A 20,624-nucleotide genomic window follows, 5' to 3' on the forward strand; every position below is an offset into this window, starting at 1 on the left:
AGGGGAACAAAACGAAGAAAATGGAAGAAGAATATTTATAAATTTATTTCCAAGGAAGAAGACTCAGTTACGTCACACACCATGTTCGTCCCGCCAGCTTTAATACAATTCCAGGTCGCCGCTGGCAAAGCTGGAGACCGACGTTATTCAAACCGCGACAGGGGATTTAAGCATCACCTTTATTGGCCACTCTTCCCTGTATTTCACGTTCAACGGCAAGGTGATTTACAATGATCCCGTGGGAAAAGCAGAAGACTATAAAAGGTTTCCCAAGGCGGATGTAATACTTGTGTCTCACGAGCATTTCGATCATTTTGATCCAAACACGATTAAGCTTATAAGTACAGAAAAAACAAAGATTGTTTTAACCGAACCCTGTTTTCTGAAACTCGGGCGAGGGGAAGTTCTGAAAAACGGCGACAAGACAGTCATAGACGGCCTGACGATCGAGGCTGTTCCCGCCTATAACGTTCTCCGTTTGCGCGCCCCCGGTCAGCCTTTTCATCCGCCGGGAAGCGGCAACGGCTATATTGTAACATTCGGAGATAAAAGGGTTTATATAGCGGGCGACACAGAGAACATAAAAGAGATGGGGTCGTTTGGTAAAATAGACGTTGCCTTTTTGCCCATGAATTTGCCTTACACGATGACGCCGGAAATGGTTGCTGCGGCCGCCCGCATCCTGAGCCCAGCCATTCTCTACCCCTATCACTACGGAGAAACAGACACCAACCGGCTCGTCTTTCTCCTCAAGGCCGACAAGGGGATAGAAGTCCGAATACGCCGGATGCCTTAGCAAATTAAAGTAAGTATCGAGTTTTATTAGACAACTACATAGAGCGGATTGGCGAACACCCAGGGACGATAGCGCCCCCAGGCTTTCAGATATGCTTCTATACGATAAACGCCCGGGTTGCGAACCATATATGACAGCTCCTTGCCCACCGTTTCCTGAATCAAACGACCGTTGTAAATCAGCCTTATCTTGGCCGGGCGAGGCAAGGAAACCTGTAATTGGGCGGTATCTTGAAGGAGAAAACGATCCCCCATCGTAGCCTCCGCTTGTCCATCGTTAATCGTCAGGGAGAATCCCGTCGCCGGGTAAAAATAGTCGAGGGAAACGTAACAGTGCCCCGTTTTCAGGGAACGGAGCACTTCCTTGATATCGTTTTGACTATTGCCGGTCAGTGGCCGCTCGGTCAGGATATGTGTTCGGAGCAGGTTAAAGACCCGGGAAAACGGAAACACCGAAAGGGTAAATTGCCATAAGCGTTTTCTGGTGTCGTGATTGTCCAGTTCGCCAATGCCGACAACGGCTTGCGCCGAGGTCAGAGAGTCCCATCGCTCAAGGGTGGCCGGGCAGGGGCCGCAAAGAAAAAATGCCGGAAAAGCGTAGCTCAAGATTGCGCGCAAATATCCAGTAAGGCTGTTTTGCCAGTCCGTCATGAAATCCCAGATGCCGATGCCCCGATAGCCCGTTACCGACCACGCTTGCCAGGGGTAATGTTTCACATGAAACAATGGTGTCCCCGAGTGGTCAGGGTGGGCGATAAAGCCAAAACCGCCTTGGGCGTTCACTCGGTCAATATAGATTTGAGGTGGCAGGTTCGGTTCTTTTTCTGCGCAATCAACCGCCCTGTCGTGGCCGAAAGCCAGATAGTGGTTGAAACGCGGAGCTATTTCCTCTCCTACGACGAGCAGCACACCGTCCCGCCATCCTTCAAAACCATCTGTCCGGGCCTGCATGGTGGAATGATCGGTAAGAAGCAGAAAGTCTATTTTATTTGCCCGCGCCGCGCCGAGTATTTCCGGGACGGGCGTGCGCCCGTCGAAGGAATATTGCGAGTGTAAATGGATAACCCCGGCATAATCTTGCAAATTCATCGTGTTTCTATCTTATCAAGCGATTTCTTTTAAAGCGCCGAGGGGACAGTCGCGGCAATTCGGCGTCTTGCGACAGAAATTTTTCCCGGCGTTGACGATTAGCGCGTGGTATTGCTTAAACAGCGGCACTTCATGCGGGAGGGCCTTCATAAACAGGGTTTGTATTTCCTCATATCCCAGATTCTCACTGACCAACTTATGACGAAACAGGATTCTTCTCGTGTAGGCGTCAATCACGAAGGCCGGTTGTTCGCAGGCGTACAGAAGAATGCTGTCCGCCGTCTCCCTGCCGATGCCCCACACCTTCAGGAGCTTGTTGCGCAGGACAGGCAGCTCCTCTTTTTGCATATCCACAACGCTTCCGGAATAACCTTCCGTGAAAAATCTTACAAAGGCCTTCAGTTTGGCGGCCTTGAGATTATAGTAGCCGGAAGGACGGATCAGAGTTGCCAGTTCGGTTTCCTGAATTTGCAGTATTCCCTCGGCGCAAAGCAGGCCGCGTTCCTTTAACGCGGCAATCGCCTTCTCAACGTTCGTCCAGGCGGTATTTTGGGTAAGAATAGCCCCAACCATAACCTCAAAGGGGTCGTCCGCCGGCCACCAGTGAAGGTCACCGAAGCGTTCCTCCAGTCGTTTATAGAGATCAACAAGGTCATTCCGGGGTTTCAGCCGCAACATGCTCACGCCTGGCAATCAGTCAGTGTCCGCATTTTCTATGCATCGTCACTGGTGATCGTTCCTTACTTTACAAGGGGCACAAAGAAGGTTGTCCGCCCCCTTCTGATAAGCAGCAGAATATTGCCCTTGGCGCCGACTTTCGCAATTTCGTTTTTATATTCCTTCAGAGTCGTTACCTTGGCCTTGTTCACCTGGAGAATGATATCCTGCGGCTGGATGCCCACTTCATCGGCCAGGCTGCCTCTCTGAACATCGACGACGATGATTCCTTTTTTTACCGGCAGTCCCAATTGCGTGGCTATCTCCGGGGTTATCTCCTGCACGGCCATTCCGAAGGCTTCGCCGGAAATCTTTGCAGATGCCGTTTCGGCGTTGTCGGTTCTTTCGGCAATTAAAATCGGGAAGATTTTTTCCTGCCCATCCCGGACAACCTTCACCTTGATGGTTTCTCCTACGCGCAGGCCGGCGATCAAGAGCAGCAGCTCGTGCGTGTTGGCGACGGCCTTGCCGTTTATCTCCGTTATTACATCCCCGGCGCGTAAGCCGGCCTTTTCGGCCGGGTCACCCGCCACAACATCGGAAACCAAAGCGCCCTTTTGATCTTTCAGCCGCAGGCTTTTGGCAATATCTTCACTGATGTCCTGTACCGAGACCCCCATCCATCCCCGCGTCACCTTTCCCCGGGACTTAAGATCCGGCAGGATCGTCTTTGCCATGCTGATCGGAATCGCGAAGCCGATTCCTTGCCCCTGCGCGACAATGGCCGTATTTATTCCGATTACCTGTCCCTGCATATTGAAAAGAGGCCCGCCGCTGTTGCCGGGGTTGATGGAGGCGTCTGTCTGAATAAAATTGTCGTAAGGGCCCGCGCCAATCACCCTTCCCTTGGCGCTGACAATCCCGACGGTCACGGTCTGTTCCAACCCAAAAGGATTGCCGATGGCCATCACCCAGTCGCCGACCCGCAACTTGTCGGAGTCTCCGGTATCAGCGACAGGGAGGCTTTCCGAGGGCTTTATCTTAATCAGGGCGATGTCCGTCTTGGCATCCTTACCGATTACCTTTGCATCATACTCCTTGCCGTTGGACAGTTTTACCAGAATCTTGTCTGCCTTCTCAACAACATGATTATTTGTAAATATATAGCCGTCATGACTGATGATAAAACCCGAGCCCAGGCTTTTCTGCTTGAATTCTCTTTGGGGAACGTCGCCAAAAAAGCGTTCAAAAAAATCATCGCCGCCAAAATATCGTCCCAGGGGGGATCCTTCGAAGGGCGATCGCACCCCTCCCCCGCGCATTATCTTGGTGGTGCTGATATTCACCACTGATGGCTTCAGCTTTTCCGCCAGATCGGCAAACGATAATGGCGCCTGTGACAGCGGAGAGGTTGAAACGGCAGAGGCCTCCTGCACATCCGGCACCGGCGATGACCTGAAAAATGAAGAGCGCAGAACCTCAACTGCCGAAACGATAAAAAAACCGATCAAAAAAGCAATGAGAAACATGACGAAGGTTTTTCGTCCCCTGTTTTCCGTTTTCATTTTACTCTTCCTCCTCCAGAAGCAATATCAAACAATAAAACCCAAGAAATCCCAAAAGGCATCTTGCCCTGCAATATATTAGTCATTTACAATTTGTCAATGCATCCCCGTCCCGCATTTATTAAAAAGCTGTGCCTGACGACGAAAAGGCGCAAAATATTCCATTGGCAGTGCGGGGCGCTACTATCATGCTTCTGTGCCCACGCGGTTGACAAGGCGCCCTATCTTTTCTATTTCTATAACTATCTCGTCGCCATCCCTGAGAAAGACCGGCGGTTTTCTGGCAAATCCCACTCCTTCCGGAGTGCCCGTCAGAATTACCGTACCGGGAAGCAGGGTAAGCGACTGGCTGAGATCGCTGATCAAGGCCGGGATATCGAAAATCATGTCTGCTGTATTGGAATTCTGCATGATTTTGCCGTTTAATATGGAACAAATGCGAAGATTATTGGGAGAGGGAATTTCGTCGCAGGTAACGATGCAGGGACCCAAGGGACAGAAGGTGTCGAAGCTTTTGCCGCGCGACCACTGCCGTTTCTGTTTTTCAATCTGCCAGTCCCTGGCGCTGACGTCATTGGCGCAACTGTATCCCAGCACATACTTCAGGGCATCTTCCCGGCGGACGTTTTTCGCCTTTTTGCCGATTACGATGGCCAGTTCAGCCTCATAGTCAACTTGATCAGGCCCCGCCGCCGGCAGTACGATCGTCTCCCCCGTACCGATCACACTCGTTGTCGCCTTAATAAACAAAACCGGGATTTCCGGACGGCTGACCTTGGTCTCTTCGGCGTGACGTCCGTAATTTAGCCCAACGGCCAGGATATTCGGCGGAGCGAGTGGAGAAAGTAGTTGCGATATGCGCATGATCTTGCTTGTTTTTTCGAGATTTCCAAACAGATCCCCCTCAAGCGCCAGTGCCTCCCCGGGCCTGCTTTCATCTATCGCTCCAAGGCAAAGATCCCTATTTTCCGTCAAAAACCTTACGATTTTCATAAACAACCCCCGATTATTTTTGTTCCCTATAGCAGAATCGCCAAAAAAATAAAATCTTTCCTTTGCCGCTATTTACCGGCAGATAACCGTTATAATAGCGAAACAGACAAAGATCGGACTGAGCTGCTACGGTAAAATTTCTATTTTGCAGCGGACCACGGACAAAAGTTGTTTCTGGCGTCACTTGCCAACCTGCTTGCGTCCGGTTCTCACGGGTAATGCAATCTTCCTTTTCTCCGGAGCTGGTTGTCGGCGGTACAAGGCGGCAGTGTGTCCGATCATGCCTACCAAGTGGCTGTTCGTCCTCAGCGCCAGCTCATTGGTAAGGACGATCTTTTGCTCGCTTTCTTTAAAATCGTTGAATTTTATCTTGATCAACTCGTGCAGGGAAAGTGCTTCATCAACAGCAAGAGTTGTGCCGTCAGTCAACCCCTCTTTGCCGATCAGGACGAGGGGTTTCAGGCTATGGGCCAGACCGCGCAGATATTTCTTCTCAAACCCCTTCAGGTCTTCCATACTCATTTTCCTTTCTATTTTGCCGTTGTCTTAAGCGAGTCTGGCGCGCCGCATCCAGCTTGTCCTGTCCCATCCGGGCGATGCGGCAGCTCCTTCCGCGAGGGGGAGCAGGCCGCATTTACGGGCGAAATAACGGTGAAACTCCAAAGAAGGCGTCAATTCCGGGTGAAAGACCGTGACCAGTACAGCCGGCGATTCCGCAGCCGCGATGAAGTCGTCCTGCCTAAGCAGAATATCGACCCCGCTGCCGACGCGGATAATCTTCGGGGCGCGGATGAACGTAAGCGGCATCGGCAAAGGGGAAACTCTCGGCACTGAAGCCTCGCGCGTAAAACTGTCCAGTTGGCTGCCGAAACTGTTGCGTTCTATCTCCATGTCGATCAGGCCCAGATGAGGATTCTCACCCTTGATCGCTCGGGCGAGGAGTATTGCGCCTGCGCAGGTACCCCAGATTTTCATCCCCCCTTGGCAGTTGCTGATGATCGCCTGATCGATGCCATAGATGTGCAGCAGTCTGGAAAGGCAGGTGCTTTCACCGCCGGGGATGATAAGCCCTGCCAGATGAGTGAATTCATTGGCATGTTTTACGGAACGGCACGGAACGCCGATTCTCTCCAAGTGATCGAGATGCTCGAATACGTCGCCCTGGAGATTCAGAACCCCGATTGTTTCGCTGGCGCCTTCCTGTTTACTGAAGTCAAAGCTGCTCATTGCTTTAGTGTTGTATTGCTTACCAGCCACGGCCGGCCAGCAACTGTTCCTCGGGAATAGAGGAAATTTCCAAACCGGGCATCGCCTCGCCGATGTCCAGCGACGCTTCGAGCACCTTGGCTGGGTCGTTGAAGTAGGCGGTAGCCTTGACAATGGCCCGGGCGCGTTTGGCTGGCGCCGCCGATTTGAAGATCCCGGAGCCTACAAAGACCCCGTCACAGCCAAGCTGCATCATCAGCGCCGCATCTGCCGGAGTCGCGATTCCGCCGGCGGCAAAGTTTACAACCGGCAGCCGCCCGAGCTCCCGAACCTTTAACGCCAGTTCATAGGGAATGCCGTTTTCCTTGGCAAAGGCTGTTACCTCTTCCTGCGGCATGCCGACCAGTCTGCGAATTTCTCGGTTCACCGTCCGCATATGCCGCACGGCTTCAACGACATTTCCCGTTCCCGCCTCACCTTTCGTGCGGATCATCGCTGCGCCCTCGGCGATTCGCCGCAACGCCTCGCCCAGATTGCGCGCCCCACAGACGAAAGGTATCGAGAATTTCGTCTTGTCAATATGGCATTCCTCATCCGCCGGTGTCAGCACCTCGCTTTCATCGATGTAATCAATCTTGAGCTCCTGAAGTATCTGCGCCTCCACGAAATGGCCGATCCTCGCCTTCGCCATAACCGGAATCGTCATAGCCTTTTTGATTTCGGCAATCATCGCGGGATCCGACATTCTGGCCACTCCGCCGTCCTTGCGAATGTCAGAAGGAACCCGTTCGAGGGCCATGACCGCCACCGCACCTGCGTCTTCGGCGATTTTCGCCTGTTCCACATTTGTTACATCCATGATAACGCCGCCCTTGAGCATCTGCGCCAACTGGACATTCAGCTCATATCGTTTTGTTTCCATTACCACTTTCCCCCTTTGTGAAAATATACAATCCTGCCGCCGTGTTGCGTCAGAAACAGCCGGCTTCACTTACCCTTTTTACTTCCCTGCGTCAATCAGTTGCATTTATTGCAGCAGAAACGGCAATCTTTATTTCTATGGCATCCGTGCAGGGACGTCAAGAATAATTTTGAGAGTTTTGCAGTTATTTTTGTCGAACGCTCAAGCGCCGCATTTCATAGACAGGGCGCCGCCGGAGGGGGATTGACGTTGCAAGGATCTGTCTTGCATTTGGCAAGCACTTGTGTCAATTAAATCTATAAACATTCGCTGCTATTAAGTGGTCGTTGAGCGAAACAAGTTTTGGCCATCTCACAAGTGGAGGATTTTGTTATGATTCAAAAATATAGCGTTGCTGTCGTGACGGGCGCCTCGATCGGCATTGGGCGGGCGGTGGCCAAGCAATTGGCGCAGGCCAAAGTAAAGCTTATTTTAATTGCGCGCCGCGAAGCAAAATTGCGGGCGCTTGCCCAGGAGCTCCGAGATTTGACAACCTGCCATCTGGTGAATTGTGATCTTCGCGACCACGCAAACCTGGCCCAACATTTCAAAGAGCTGCCGGACGCTTTTTCTGCCGTCGATATTTTAATCAACAATGCCGGATTGGCCTTAGGCGTGGCGCCTGCACAACAAGCTTCGTGGAGGGACTGGCAGGACATGATAGATGTAAATTGTACAGCGCTGGCCCACATCACCCATTTGCTTTTACCGGGGATGGTTGCCAGAAACCGCGGTCATATTGTGAATATTGGTTCGGTTGCCGGCACTTATCCCTACCTTGGCGGCAACGTATATGGCGCCACGAAGTCTTTTGTGAAGCAGTTCTCGCTCAATTTGAAGGCCGATCTTCTGGGTACCGCTGTCCGAGTTACCAATATAGAGCCGGCCATGGTGGGCGGCACCGAGTTTTCACAGGTGAGGTTTAAGGGCGATGAAGGTAAGGCGGCGCAGGTTTACGAAGGGGTCGAGCCCCTTGGTCCCGAGTCTGTGGCCGATGCTGTGCTTTGGGCGGTTTCTCAGCCGCCGCATGTCAATATAACCAGGATTGAGTTAATGCCCGTATGTCAAGCTGCCAGCGGGATTGCTGTTGACAGAAAATTACCATAATTGGCGCACTCTGACGGAGTTTTCGGAAAGAAAGGTCTTTATTGAAGAGATCGTATGACTGCGGTAATGAACCATCGAGGCGATCAGGGCGGCATCGGCCTTCCCCGTAGTTAAAACGTCGAGCAGGTGCTCCGGCTGTCCTGCGCCGCCGGAGGCGATTACCGGGATTCCGACGCCGGTGGAGATCATTTCGGTAAGGGTCAGTTCATAGCCCGTTTGAGTTCCATCTGCGTCGATAGAGTTCAGACAGATCTCCCCTGCGCCGAGTCTCTCTCCCTCTTTTGCCCACCAGAGGGCGTCTATGGCGGTTGGCGTTCGTCCGCCATTGATGACGATTTCGTATCCGGAGGGGATATGCTGACTTGCCGGCGACTTCTTAACGTCCATACCCAAAACTATGCACTGATTGCCGAAGGCCCTTGCCCCCGCGGTTATTATTTCCGGATGCTGCACGGCCCAAGAGTTGAGGCTGACCTTCTCCGCACCGGCAAGGATTACCTGTCGCATCTCCTCCAGCGTCTTGATTCCGCCCCCCACGGAAAAGGGGATGAAGATCGTTTCGGCAACCCGTTTGACGACATCCAGCATAATCGCCCGCCGCTCGGCAGAAGCGGTGATGTCATAAAAGACAATTTCGTCGGCGCCTTGCTCATAATATTCGCGTGCCGCTGCGACCGGATCGCCGATATCCACGTTTTGCTGAAATTTAATCCCTTTTGTCAGACGACCGTCGCGGACGTCGAGACAGGGGATAATCCTTTTGCTAAGCATAATCACCTCTCCAGCGGCAGAAATTGGCCAAGAGCGTCAAACCGGGACGGCCGCTTTTTTCCGGGTGAAACTGAACGGCAACCAGGCTGCCCCGCGCTACGGCGGAGCAGAAACGAATCCCATAATCTGTCCAGCCGGCGACGCAGTTTTCATCAGCGGGTGCGGTGTAAAAAGAATGAACGAAGTAAAACTCGGATTCACGGGGAATCCCCGCAAACACTGGATGCCCTTGTTTGAATTCGACGCTGTTCCATCCCATGTGGGGTATTTTTAGCCTCCGGGGTCCGTCCTGGAGCCCCAGCGGAAACCGCTTCACTATGCCGGAAACGATGCCCAGGCAGGCGGCGTTGTCTTCCTCGCTGCGGTCCAAGATAATTTGGGAACCCAGACAGATGCCGAGCACCGGTTTTTTTGCCTGCACCCATTTGCGCAGTTGTTCGTCAAGTCCGCGCTCCCTGAGGTTGGCCATTGCCGCCCCGGCAGCTCCCACACCGGGAAAGATGATATGACTGGCACGGTCGAGCACTTTGCTGTCATGCGTAACGACGCAGGGCTCTTGCAAAAACGCAAGCGCCCGCGCCACGCTGGTCACATTGCCCGCCTTGTAATCGACGATTCCGATCATTCATTTACCCTTTCAACGAAGAGACTCATGCCCGCTTCCCACGAAAAAAACATTCAAGGGAGCCAATTGCAAAACTATTTGTCATTCCCGAAAGCGGAGCTTAATGTACACAATGCTTCTATCGGGAATACGGTTTTTCAAGCAGTTAGAACCAGATTATGAACATTAAACTTCGTTTTCCCGCTTAAAATCATTGCGGGAATGACAGAATGTGAGAGTTTTGCAATTGCCTCAAGACTATGATTTTATGTATTTTTACAATATTGTTTCACGTGAAATGTTTCCCCTGCCAACTGTCCCTTTTCTCTAATTCGCGGTTAATCGCATTTATCACGGCCAGTTTGTTTGCCGCCCACGGGGGGCCGAGAAAGATATCCCTGTATCCGTCCGCCGTCAGCCGCTGAATCACCATCGTCGGCGGCAGCAGCTCCAGGATGTCGCAAACAATGTTAACATACTCCTCTTGGCTCATCAGGTCAACACCGCCCCGCTGAAAACGATTGCCCAGCGGAGTTCCCTGCAGCGCCAGGAGCGAGTGTATTTTTATCCCCTGCAGCGGCATTGCGGCGATCGCCTGCGCCGTTTCCATTATCATCGCCCTTGATTCGCCGGGAAGGCCGACAATGATATGAGCGCAGAGCAGAAGCGGAGCGCCGGCCGCGCGGGCGACCGCGTCACGGAAGGTTGTCGCATCATGGCCCCTGTTCGTTTCCTGTAACGTCCGGTTATGGATCGACTGGAGGCCAAGCTCCAGCCAGACGTGATGAAGCTGTGCGTAAGAACGGATCAGGGCAAGAGTTTCAGACGGCACGCAATCAGGTCTGGTTCCAATCGCCAGGCCGATAATGTCATCGCCTGCCAGCGCCTCATCGTAGAGTTCGCGCAGTTCTTCGACGGGGGCGTAGGTGTTTGTAAAAGTCTGAAAATAGGCGATAAACTTCTTTGCCGGGGCACTCCGGCCATAAAACTCCCTTCCCCGGCGAAGCTGCTCGCCTACTGAAGGCAGAGACCCCGCCTGACGCAGTGCCGAGCCCCGTCCGTCACAATAAGTGCACCCTCCCCTCGCAACCTTCCCATCCCGGTTGGGGCAGGTAAAACCGGCATCTATAATAAGCTTGTGCACGGGGAAGCCAAAGAGGTTTTTCCAGTAACTCTTGAGATCGTAGTAACGTTTATTATTGTTCCAGAAAGCAGGCTTGGGCACGTTTTTCCTTTTTGGTTGCGTTCGTTGGAGGGATCATAGTAGATTAACAGTCGAACTGCAAGGGCGGATTGGACAAGGGGCTGCAGAAGAGCCGGTCGGTAAGGGGGAAATGCTGTTGCAGATGCTGACTTGTAAGACAATTGCGCGGGGAGAAAGAAAGACCAATGAACAGGGAGTATGACGTAATTGTGATCGGCGGCGGCCATGCAGGCTGCGAGGCCGCGCTCGCCGCGGCGCGGCTGGGCTGTGAGACGCTGCTTTTCAACATCAGTCTTGATTCGCTGGCAATTATGCCCTGTAACCCGGCGATCGGCGGATTGGCCAAAAGCCAGATCGTTAAGGAGGTGGACGCCCTCGGCGGCGAGATGGGACGTATTGCCGACCAGACCGCAGTCCATTTCCGCCGCTTGAACGCCTCCAAAGGGCCGGCGGTGCAGGCTACCCGTTTTCAGTGCGACAAGCAACTGTATCGTCTGACAATGAAGTCCGTCCTGGAGCAGACGCCGCATCTTCACCTCCGCCAGGGGCTCGTGGAAAAAGTCATTGTAGAAGACGGGGGCATTTGCGGTGTTGTGGATCAACCGGGTGTATTTTACAGGGCAAAGGCGGTCGTGATCACGACCGGCACTTTCCTGGACGGACTGGTCCATATTGGCGACGTCCGCTATCAGGCGGGACGGGCCGGCGAAATTGCCTCCCTGGAGCTTGCCTTCTGCCTGAAATCGCTCGGTTTGGAAATGGGACGGTTTAAAACTGGCACTCCCCCGCGTCTGAAGGCCTCCACGATAGACTTTTCTAAAACCGTACGCCAGGACAGCGATCCCGATCCGGAACCGTTTTCATTTCGCACCCAAAGGCTCCGCACCGAGCGCCTGCCTTCTTTTTTTACGGCGACGACCGCGGCAACCCATCGGCTGATCCACGCCAACATCCATCTTTCTCCGTTGTATTCCGGGGCTATTACCGGCGTCAGCGCCCGCTACTGCCCGTCTCTGGAGGACAAGGTGATGCATTTCTCCGGTAAGGAAAGCCATCCCGTTGTACTGGAGCATGAGGGAATCGCAACCGAGGAAATTTACGCCAAAGGGCTGGGCAACAGCCTGCCTCCCGCGTTACAGGAAGAGATCGTCCACAGTGTTCCCGGACTGGAAGAGGCGGAGATCATGCGCCTGGCCTATGCGATTGAATACGACTTTGTCCAGCCAACCCAGCTAAAATTGACGCTGGAGACAAAAATGGTTGCCGGCCTCTACCTGGCCGGCCAAATCAACGGCACCTCCGGTTACGAAGAGGCCGCCGGTCAGGGTTTCTGGGCCGGCGTCAACGCGGCGCTCGCGGTGCAGAAGCGGCCCCCCTTCATTCTGGAAAGGTCCGAGGCGTATCTGGCGGTGATGGTGGACGATCTTGTTACAAGGGGAGTAGATGAGCCTTTTCGAATGTTCCCCTCCCGCGCTGAATACCGGCTTTTATTGCGCGAAGACAACGCCACAATCCGACTGTCGAAAAAAGGTCACGAATTGGGGATGATCACGGATGAAGAATACAAGCAGCAGCAGGATCACATCAGCCGCATTGCCGGCGGCATCAAGAGGCTCTCTTCCGCCCGGATCGTTCCCACGGAGGAGACGCAAAAGGTTCTTGGGGAGTTAAACACGGCTCCGATTAAAAATCCGGTCACACTGTTTCAACTGCTCAAACGCGAGGGAGTGTGCCATGATGACCTTGCTCGCTTTGCCGGCTGGGAGGAAATTCCGGACAGCTTCGTGAAAAAAGAGATCGAAATTGAGGCAAAATACGAGGGCTATATACAAAGGCAGCAGGAAGCAATCAGAAAAAGGAAGGACTTCGACGGGGTAACTATCCCGGCAGATATTGATTACGCCTCCGTCCCCGGGTTGTCCAACGAACTGCAGGCGAAGTTCACCCGCGTCGCTCCGGCCACCATCGGTCAGGCAGGACGCATCCCCGGCATAACCGATGCGGCGATTACGGCGCTGCTGGTGGCTTTAAAAAAGCGCGAATACAGGCATTCACAGTGATCCTGCCAGAAAGGATTGACGAAGAAACAAACCCCGCGAGCAAAGGTTGCAGCGTCGCAATGCGGAGGCTCCTGTTGCAGGGCACGCCGGATAGTTGCGGATGCATTCGTGAGGCCTCCTTATCGTAAAATGCACTCATATTTTGCGTCAGATATAGTCGTTCATGAGGGAGGATATTTTTTTGTCGGCAAACCCTTTGCCCTGCTTTTCATAATAATCCACAATTTCCTGCAATTCCCGATAGGTTTGGCCAGCAGATAAATCGTCCAGGTTCCTGTAAAGGCCTCTTCTTCTTCCCAGACGAAAGATCCGCCGTTTTTGTTCGGAAAGGGCAAAATATCGCTCAATTGCATTGAGCATCTTCTCTTTGTCATCCGGCATCTTGCCCTGGACCTCCTCCAGCAGGTTCAGGATGTGATCGCTGACTATCGTCGAACCGATGCCAGTTAAACAATAAATGAATTCGCTAATTTCCCGGAGAATACCCTCGTCGCCGGGCGGCGTGAACACCCCCTTTTGCATCATTTCCGCAAGCGGCGTTCCCTGCACAACGTGCAAGGTGCGCAGACGCACAAAATCCGGATCGATCTCGTTTATAACCCTTGCTGTCTCGGAGGCGTTTTCCCGGGAATGATCCGTTCCGCCCAGACCGGGGATTACATACTCGCTTAACGAAATCCCTGCGGCCTTAATCCTGGTTCCCGCTGCGATGTGCAGGGCCGCGGTCGCGCCTTTGTTGATCATCTTCAACACCCTGTCGGAACCGCTTTCCAAGCCCACATGAATTCTGGTCAAGCCGGCCTCCTTAAGGCCCTGCAGCTCGGCAACTGATTTGCGCGCGGCGGTATGAGAGCGGCAATAGGTCGTGATTCTGCGGATGGAGGGAAAGGCGCGGCGCAGGTATTGGAGGATGATTATGACATCGCCCGTTTTCATCGCGAGTGAGTCCGCATCCTGCAGAAATACGGACTCCCCGCCGTAATAGAGCCACAGGGCAAGCGCTCGTTCGTATTCACCATAGAGAGGGCGACGATCCCAAACCATGCGGATTATTTCTTCCGAAATACGCCCCTTTTCCCCTTCGCGCACGGAAAGGGTCCGCAGCCTGTCGGCAATTGCCGACATGTTGTCAATGTCATGGCGGATATCCTCAAAACCCCGGAGCGAAAAACGCGCATCCTTGTAGCTGCTGCAAAACGCGCAACGGTTCCACGGGCAGTTGCGGGTAAGGCGCAAAAGCAGGCTGTTGGCCTCGCTGGGCGGACGAATCGGCCCCTGTTCAAAGGGTTCATCCATATTCATCAGTTCTCCTCCTTTTTCAACACCGTCCCCGCGGCGATTGACAATATCAGGGCGATTCCCTGCAAAGCAACCGAGGCAGCAACCAAAGCGGGAATGCCGACCCCGTAAAGCCATCCCAGCAAGGCGCTCCCGGCAAACCAGAAGGCGCCGAACACGGTCTGAAAAAGTCCGAATGCCCGTCCCCGGTAGTCTTTGGCGGAGTGATCGGCAATGACCGCTTTCAGCACGGACTCCTGTGTGCCCATACTAACGCCCCACAGGGCCATCCCGACGACAATAGCCGTCGTCCCGCCCAGAAAAAGCAGTGGCGCCGTGAAAATTTCCACGACAAACAGAATAAGCAGTGCCGGATACCCGAGCCTGTCGTACAATTTTCCAAGGAGCAGTGCTGCGGCTGCGTCCACTGCCATAGAGCCTGCGTACAGCAGGGGGATGGCCGCTGCCGGGAAATTTCCAGTTTTGTTAAGGTGGAAGGCAATCAGCGGAAAATCGGTGATCCCCGCAGCCAGAAAGCCTGCGGCGATGATCACGATCCAGAGGCCCCGGGAGATGCCGGAGGTTCCGATTAGCGGTGCTTTGTCCGGCAATTCAAAGCGGTCCGGATGGGGGAAAAAGTGGCGGGCCACCGCAAGGGCCAGCACCGCACCGGCAGCCGGCACAAAAAGCAGCAACAGCCCCAACCGGAGTCCGCCCAGGCCAGCCCCGTCCTTGTTGAAAAAGAGCAGGGCTGAAAGCAGGGCCGGTCCCAGGAACGCGCCAACCTGATCCATCGCCTCATGCAGACCGAAGCCGAAGCCCCTGCCCGGCGCAAAAGAGGCGTATGCCAAGACGGCGTCGCCCGCCGGCTTGCGGTAGGCCTTGGCGATACGTTCCAGAAGCAGCAACGCCACCGCCCAGCGCCAATCCCCGGTCAAGGCCAGAGCCGGCAGGGCGCAAAGCTGGATGCCGTAGCCGGTAAACATGATAAACCAGTAGCTTTTCGTTTTATCGACCAGAACGCCGGAAAAAAATCGCAACCCGTAACCGAGGAATTCACCCAGCCCGGCGGCCAGGGAAAGGGCAAAGGCACTTGCCCCCAGCAGGTTGATATACTGGCCGGACAGACTGCGGCCGCCTTCATAGTTCATGTCGGCAAAGAGACTCACCACCCCCAGCATGACGATAAACATGACCGCTTGAGAACGACTCGGGGCTGCTTGATTCGCTGGAGGGACATTAAGCTTCTTGGTCATAAAGGGCCTCCTTTTGGCGACGGGAGTTTATGAAGTAGCTCAGGGCATGTCAAGACATTTTGCCGGGAAAGTTTCCCGCAAATGAGGTAATTGCAAAACTCCCCATTCTTGTCATTCCCGCAACGATTCTGAGCGGGAATCTGGTTCTAACTGCTTGAAAAACCATATTCCCGATAGAGACATTATGGACATTAAGCTGCGCTTTCGGGAATGACAAATGGTTTTGCAATTGCCTCGACTGAAAAGGTGTTGGGGTCATTGATTCGTTCTTTGCGCAGTCCTAACAGACTACAGTCTAAACAACCTGAGCAGTTACAATCAATGTTGATATTGCAGGCTTTGGCGAAGAGCAACGCCAGCTCGAGCGTTGGGAGGACGCATTATGCCGGCGCTGGAGCTTGATTGGCGGTGAATATCCCCTCCATTTTACCGGTGCGGAAATATCCGTAAATTTTTCTTGACAGGGATATGCAAAAAGCTTAGTGCGCCGCACAAGGATAGTCGCTGTATCGTTTTGATATTTACCGATAAATGAACGAAGGATGGGGATCGGGCAACACTTCCCGGTGCGAAACAAAAAGGACCCTTTACAAGGCAAAAATACAGGAGGCTTAAAAAATGGAAGACGAGTCACTTTTAGAAGAAGATGCGGAACCTCCAGGCAACCGCACCGAACATCACAGGCAAACGGTCAGAAGCAAAGACCTTTCTATAAACGCCCCGTTGGCCCCTTTCTTGCGGGGTATCCCGGCGCCGCTTGCTTTTGCGGAGGGAAACAGCAGACAAAGGGCCTTCCGCAGGCATTTTTTCCCCCACACAACCAAACAAGAGTGGAATGACTGGCACTGGCAGTTGCGCAACCGCTTCCGCGACGTAAAATCGCTGGAGAAGATGCTTCTTCTGTCCGACGACGAGCGTCAGGCGTTTAGCGGCATTTCCGCCTCTTTACCGCTTGCGATAACACCGTATTACCTGAGCCTAATCGATCCAATTGACCCTCTGCAGCCTTTGCGCCGGACGGTCGTCCCTTCCGCCCGGGAGAATTTGCGAAGCGTCGGAGAGGAAGACGATCCGCTGCACGAGGATGCGACAAGCCCTGTACCGGGCATTGTCCACCGCTACCCCGACCGGGTTTTGTTTCTGGTTGCGAATGCTTGTTCAACCTACTGTCGCTACTGCACGCGCTCACGGATCGTCGGGCGCCGTGCAAACAGCAACTCCATTGACGCTCGCTGGCGGCAGGGGATCGCCTACATAGCCGCGCATCCAGAGATCAGGGATGTACTGCTGTCGGGCGGAGACCCGCTTACATTGGCCGATGAGCAGTTGGAATGGCTCTTGAGCAATCTGCGGCGGATACCCCATCTGGAAATAATCAGAATAGGCACCAAAATCCCGGCGGTTTTGCCGATGCGGATTACGCCGGCGCTGGTAAGGATGCTCAGGCGTTATCATCCGCTGTGGTTCAGCATCCACATGACCCATCCGGACGAGCTGACTCAGGATGCCGCAAGGGCTTGCGAGCGCCTCGCCGATGCGGGCATTCCATTGGGAAGCCAGACCGTGCTCCTGGCCGGGATAAATGACGATATTGAGACGATGAAAAAATTGTTTCAAGGCCTGCTCAAGCTGCGAGTCAAACCGTACTATCTATACCAGTGCGATCCTATTGTCGGTTCGTCCCATTTCCGGACGCCGGTTGCCAAGGGGCTTGAGATAATAAGGGGGCTGCGGGGATTTACCTCCGGCTACGCTGTTCCCGCCTACGTGATCGACGCCCCCGGAGGCGGCGGGAAGGTGCCGCTCCTCCCGGAATATGTCGCTGGTCGCGAAGACGGCTATCTTTTGCTGCGCAATTATGAGGGGCGCCTCTTTCGCTACCCGGATCATTGGGGCGACTTACCCGACTTGACGGCGCTGAAGCATTGAAGCAGGGCGGCAACTTTGCCGCAAATCACCATAAGCACGGCCTTTACTCCCGGATAAAGGGTTAAAACGGCATTAACAATTATAAAGGGCTGTTTTTAAATGAAAATCGGGATAACCTACGACCTGCGGGATGACTACCAAGCCGCGGGTTTTACGGACGAAGCAACGGCGGAGTTCGACAGTCCGGAGACGATCGCGGCGATCGAGGGGGCTCTGCGGGCCTTGGGCTTTGATACGGAGCCAATCGGCAACATCCGGATGCTTGCCCCGCGGCTGGTGGCCGGAGAGAGGTGGGATTTAGTCTTCAATATCGCCGAGGGGCTCCGGGGAGCCGGTCGGGAGGCGCAGATCCCCGCACTGCTCGAGGCTTGGGATATTCCCTTTGTCTTTTCCGATCCGCTTGTCTTGGCGCTGACGCTGCACAAAGGAATGACCAAGCACGTAATCCGCGACCTCGGGATTCCGACACCGGATTTCGCTGTTGTCGAAACCGGTGCGGATGCAGAGGCGCTGCAAATGGCATTTCCGCTCTTTGCCAAACCGGTCGCCGAAGGCACGGGCAAGGGGATCACCGCCGCCTCGAAAATCAGCGAACAGAAGCAGCTTGTGCGTGTCTGCTCGGGATTGCTGGCAAAATTCCAACAGCCCGTTCTCGTAGAGTCCTTTTTGCCGGGACGGGAATTTACAGTCGGCATTATCGGCACTGGCGTGAACGCGTACGTTCCCGCGGTGATGGAGGTGCTTTTTACTAAAAAGGCAAAACAGGATATCTACTCCTACGCAAACAAGGAAGCGTGGAAAGGGCGTATCGAATATCGCCCGGGTAAGGGTGAAATCGCCGCTGCCGCCGCAAACACGGCCCTTGCAGCCTGGCGCGGGTTAGGCTGTCGCGACGGCGGGCGGATTGACCTGCGCGCCGACGCCGACGGGGTTCCCAATTTCATCGAGGTAAATCCGCTCGCCGGACTGCGGCCAGGGCATTCGGATTTGCCGATTCTCTGCGACCTTGCCGGCGTTTCCTATCAGGAGTTGATATCCGGAATTGTTGACTCCGCGCTGAAGCGTCTGTGAGCAAGCAGATTTTCTCCTGTGTGAGCGCCGCAAGGGCAAGTCCCTTAAAAAAATAACGTAAATTCTTTTACTGGGCAGGGGCAGAAAAGGCCCCGGCTCTGCATCCGTCTGAAAATGACGTAAGGTGCCGAAAAAAGAGAGCTCCCAAGATGAAGATAGCGATAATGCACGGGGAAGTTGCAAAAGGGGCGGGTCCGGATGAACAGGATGGGCTCGCCGAGGTTGCGTTCGTCTCCGAAGTTCTGGCCCGGCTCGGGCACGAAACGGGCGCCGTTTCCGTCTCCCTGAACCTTGAAGAGTCCCTGCAGCAGCTGTCCAATGTCAGACCGGCGCTTGTCTTCAATCTGGTTGAGTCGCTCTCGGGCAAGGGCAGTCTGATCCATCTGGCTCCTTCTCTACTCGATGCATTGGGGATTCCCTATACCGGAGCGCGGACGGAGGCAATGTTTCTCACCTCCAATAAACTGCTCGCGAAGAGAACTCTTGCCGGCGCAGGCTTGCCGACGCCGCCCTGGGTTTCCAAAAGGGAAAAACCAAAAATGACGACAGGCCCAGGTATATGGATCGTCAAGTCGCTTTGGGAACACGCCTCGGTGGGCCTGGATGAGGAATCTGTGTTTTTCGCCGCGGAACAAACGAAGATTATCGAGGAGATGGCCGCCCGGAAAAAGAATCTGGGCGGGAGCTGGCTTGCCGAGCGATTCATCGAAGGCCGGGAGTTCAATGTGTCGCTGATAGCCGGAGATGATACAACACCAAAATTTAAAAGGGAAGACTCTGTGGGAGGCGCCGTCCCTCTTCCGGAACAAGGGAATCCGTTGGTTTTGCCGCCGGCGGAGATACGCTTTGATGGCTACCCGCCGGGCAAGGTGCGGGTTGTCGGCTACAGGGCAAAGTGGGAGGTGAAGTCGTTCGAGTATGCTGCAACGACGAGAAGCTTTGCCTTTCCTCCAAGCGACGCCCCGTTGCTGGCGCGCCTGAAGGAACTCGCGCTCGCATGCTGGCGGCTGTTTGAGCTGCGGGGCTACGCCCGTGTTGATTTCCGGGTGGACGCCGCTGGGCGCCCGTGGATTCTGGAGGTGAACGCCAATCCCTGTCTCTCGCCGGGCGCGGGATTTCTCGCAGCCGCGGCCCAAATCAACATGAGCCACGCCGAGGCGCTCTCGCGGATAATCAATGATGCAGCGTGAGTAATGTATGCGGGAAAAGAAAATCACATACCGCACTGAGCTGCGCCCACAAGACAGGGAAGCCGTCGGCCTGCTGATCTCGGCGACCGGATTTTTCTCGACCGAGGAGATCGACATCGCCGGGGAGCTTGTTGAGGAGCGACTTAAAAAAGGCGAAAGCAGCGGCTATTTTTTTCTTCTTGCCGAAGAGACAAACAATCTTGTCGGCTATGCCTGTTTCGGGCCGATCCCGGGGACCGTGCACAGCTTTGACCTCTACTGGATAGCCGTCCACCCGTCGGGGCAGGGCCGGGGAATCGGCCGGGCGCTGTTGGAGGCCGCGGAGCAAGTCATGGCGGCACGGGGAGCGCAGCGCATCTACGTGGACACCTCCTCCCGCCCCCAATACGCACCGACCCGCCTGTTTTACACGGCGTGCGGTTATCGCGAGGCGGCCTTCCTTGAAAATTTCTACGCCCCGCAAGACGGTAAAATCATTTTTCTAAAGGCGTTTTGAGGGAGGAGAAAAAGGTTTTTTTAGCGCAGGAAAAGCCGACAGTGCTCCAGGATCGTGTTGCTCTGCCCAATATAAGCGGAAAATGGCAGATTTGCAATTTTAGTCACATCAGTAAAATCAGATACTTATGCGGAGAACAAATTCATCGTGGACAGCGCTCGTTTACTCTTGACAGAAATAGTAACCATATGACAGTCTTCGAACGAAGATTGCCCGAAGGTCAAGCTTGAGCTAAGACGTCCCATTGCACAAGGAACAGACGGTAGGGAGAGTTGGCAAACGACATGATGGAAAACTAAGGAGGATGCAGGCAGAATGAAAAAAAACAAAACGACAGGCGTGATGACGCCGATACTGACACCATTCAACGACGATCTGAGCATCGCCGCCGA

21 protein-coding genes are annotated in these 20,624 nt (G+C 54.2%); 8 read left to right on the forward strand and 13 right to left on the reverse strand.

Features of this window, described 5'->3' with window-relative positions:
* Positions 1–234, forward strand: a 234-nt coding sequence (locus tag K0B01_12605) for a hypothetical protein (GenBank protein ID MBW6486979.1), incomplete at its 5' end; no start/stop codon positions are given.
* Complete coding sequence (locus tag K0B01_12610; protein MBW6486980.1) at positions 122–796, forward strand: MBL fold metallo-hydrolase; 675 nt, start codon at positions 122–124, stop codon at positions 794–796. The genes K0B01_12605 and K0B01_12610, both read left to right, overlap by 113 nt.
* Positions 797–822: 26 nt before the next feature.
* Here K0B01_12610 and K0B01_12615 read toward each other — a convergent pair whose 3' ends face one another.
* From K0B01_12615 to pdxS, 7 genes are all read right to left on the reverse strand, one after another.
* On the reverse strand, positions 823–1,884 hold the full coding sequence (locus K0B01_12615; GenBank protein MBW6486981.1) for a CehA/McbA family metallohydrolase: 1,062 nt from the start codon (positions 1,882–1,884) through the stop codon (positions 823–825).
* Between the two features lie 15 nt (positions 1,885–1,899).
* Positions 1,900–2,562, reverse strand: coding sequence for an endonuclease III domain-containing protein (locus tag K0B01_12620; protein MBW6486982.1), 663 nt, complete (start codon positions 2,560–2,562; stop codon positions 1,900–1,902).
* Positions 2,563–2,624: 62 nt separating this feature from the next.
* Positions 2,625–4,106 carry a DegQ family serine endoprotease gene (locus tag K0B01_12625; GenBank protein ID MBW6486983.1) on the reverse strand — a complete coding sequence of 494 codons (1,482 nt, stop codon included), beginning with the start codon at positions 4,104–4,106 and terminating at the stop codon, positions 2,625–2,627.
* 186 nt (positions 4,107–4,292) lie between these two features.
* Positions 4,293–4,970, reverse strand: a complete 678-nt coding sequence (locus tag K0B01_12630; GenBank protein MBW6486984.1) for a fumarylacetoacetate hydrolase family protein — start codon at positions 4,968–4,970, stop codon at positions 4,293–4,295.
* Positions 4,971–5,279: 309 nt separating this feature from the next.
* On the reverse strand, positions 5,280–5,615 hold the full coding sequence (locus K0B01_12635) for a YhbY family RNA-binding protein (GenBank protein ID MBW6486985.1): 336 nt from the start codon (positions 5,613–5,615) through the stop codon (positions 5,280–5,282).
* Positions 5,616–5,645: 30 nt separating this feature from the next.
* Complete coding sequence (pdxT, locus tag K0B01_12640) at positions 5,646–6,326, reverse strand: pyridoxal 5'-phosphate synthase glutaminase subunit PdxT (GenBank protein MBW6486986.1); 681 nt, start codon at positions 6,324–6,326, stop codon at positions 5,646–5,648.
* Positions 6,327–6,345: 19 nt separating this feature from the next.
* Entirely contained in the window at positions 6,346–7,227 is an 882-nt protein-coding gene (gene pdxS / locus K0B01_12645) for a pyridoxal 5'-phosphate synthase lyase subunit PdxS (GenBank protein ID MBW6486987.1), read from the reverse strand.
* A 372-nt stretch (positions 7,228–7,599) separates the two neighbouring features.
* On the opposite strand from pdxS, the gene K0B01_12650 reads away from it, so the two are divergent.
* The gene (locus K0B01_12650; GenBank protein ID MBW6486988.1) at positions 7,600–8,373 is read left to right on the forward strand and encodes an SDR family NAD(P)-dependent oxidoreductase; all 774 of its coding nucleotides are present in this window, start codon (positions 7,600–7,602) and stop codon (positions 8,371–8,373) included.
* On the opposite strand, the gene hisF is transcribed toward K0B01_12650, so the two are convergent.
* The 3 genes from hisF to K0B01_12665 all read right to left on the reverse strand — a co-directional run bounded on the left by hisF (position 8,365) and on the right by K0B01_12665 (position 10,973).
* On the reverse strand, positions 8,365–9,144 hold the full coding sequence (gene hisF / locus K0B01_12655; GenBank protein ID MBW6486989.1) for an imidazole glycerol phosphate synthase subunit HisF: 780 nt from the start codon (positions 9,142–9,144) through the stop codon (positions 8,365–8,367). The genes K0B01_12650 and hisF overlap by 9 nt on opposite strands.
* Positions 9,137–9,769 (reverse strand): imidazole glycerol phosphate synthase subunit HisH, encoded by a 633-nt coding sequence (gene hisH, locus K0B01_12660; GenBank protein MBW6486990.1) that lies wholly within the window; start codon positions 9,767–9,769, stop codon positions 9,137–9,139. Before hisH ends, hisF begins: the two co-directional genes overlap by 8 nt.
* Before the next feature lie 268 nt (positions 9,770–10,037).
* Entirely contained in the window at positions 10,038–10,973 is a 936-nt protein-coding gene (locus K0B01_12665; GenBank protein MBW6486991.1) for a TIGR01212 family radical SAM protein, read from the reverse strand.
* A 164-nt stretch (positions 10,974–11,137) separates the two neighbouring features.
* On the opposite strand from K0B01_12665, the gene mnmG reads away from it, so the two are divergent.
* Positions 11,138–13,012 (forward strand): tRNA uridine-5-carboxymethylaminomethyl(34) synthesis enzyme MnmG, encoded by a 1,875-nt coding sequence (mnmG, locus tag K0B01_12670; GenBank protein ID MBW6486992.1) that lies wholly within the window; start codon positions 11,138–11,140, stop codon positions 13,010–13,012.
* A 147-nt stretch (positions 13,013–13,159) separates the two neighbouring features.
* Here the strand turns inward: mnmG and K0B01_12675 are convergent, their stop codons facing one another.
* Positions 13,160–14,308 carry a radical SAM protein gene (locus K0B01_12675; protein MBW6486993.1) on the reverse strand — a complete coding sequence of 383 codons (1,149 nt, stop codon included), beginning with the start codon at positions 14,306–14,308 and terminating at the stop codon, positions 13,160–13,162.
* 5 nt (positions 14,309–14,313) lie between these two features.
* Positions 14,314–15,546, reverse strand: coding sequence for an MFS transporter (locus K0B01_12680; GenBank protein MBW6486994.1), 1,233 nt, complete (start codon positions 15,544–15,546; stop codon positions 14,314–14,316).
* Positions 15,547–16,164: 618 nt separating this feature from the next.
* Between K0B01_12680 and K0B01_12685 the strand changes: the two genes are divergently transcribed.
* The 4 genes from K0B01_12685 (at position 16,165) to K0B01_12700 (ending at position 20,232) form a co-directional block, all read left to right on the forward strand.
* Positions 16,165–17,475 (forward strand): KamA family radical SAM protein, encoded by a 1,311-nt coding sequence (locus K0B01_12685; protein MBW6486995.1) that lies wholly within the window; start codon positions 16,165–16,167, stop codon positions 17,473–17,475.
* A 99-nt stretch (positions 17,476–17,574) separates the two neighbouring features.
* On the forward strand, positions 17,575–18,546 hold the full coding sequence (locus K0B01_12690) for a D-alanine--D-alanine ligase (protein ID MBW6486996.1): 972 nt from the start codon (positions 17,575–17,577) through the stop codon (positions 18,544–18,546).
* A 149-nt stretch (positions 18,547–18,695) separates the two neighbouring features.
* Positions 18,696–19,736, forward strand: a complete 1,041-nt coding sequence (locus K0B01_12695) for a D-alanine--D-alanine ligase (protein MBW6486997.1) — start codon at positions 18,696–18,698, stop codon at positions 19,734–19,736.
* 7 nt (positions 19,737–19,743) lie between these two features.
* Positions 19,744–20,232 (forward strand): GNAT family N-acetyltransferase, encoded by a 489-nt coding sequence (locus K0B01_12700; GenBank protein MBW6486998.1) that lies wholly within the window; start codon positions 19,744–19,746, stop codon positions 20,230–20,232.
* 125 nt (positions 20,233–20,357) lie between these two features.
* Here K0B01_12700 and K0B01_12705 read toward each other — a convergent pair.
* Positions 20,358–20,624: hypothetical protein (locus K0B01_12705; GenBank protein ID MBW6486999.1), on the reverse strand; the 267-nt coding region annotated here is incomplete at its 5' end.

The sequence above is a fragment of the Syntrophobacterales bacterium genome (assembly GCA_019429105.1).
GTDB lineage: Bacteria > Desulfobacterota > Syntrophia > Syntrophales > UBA5619 > DYTH01.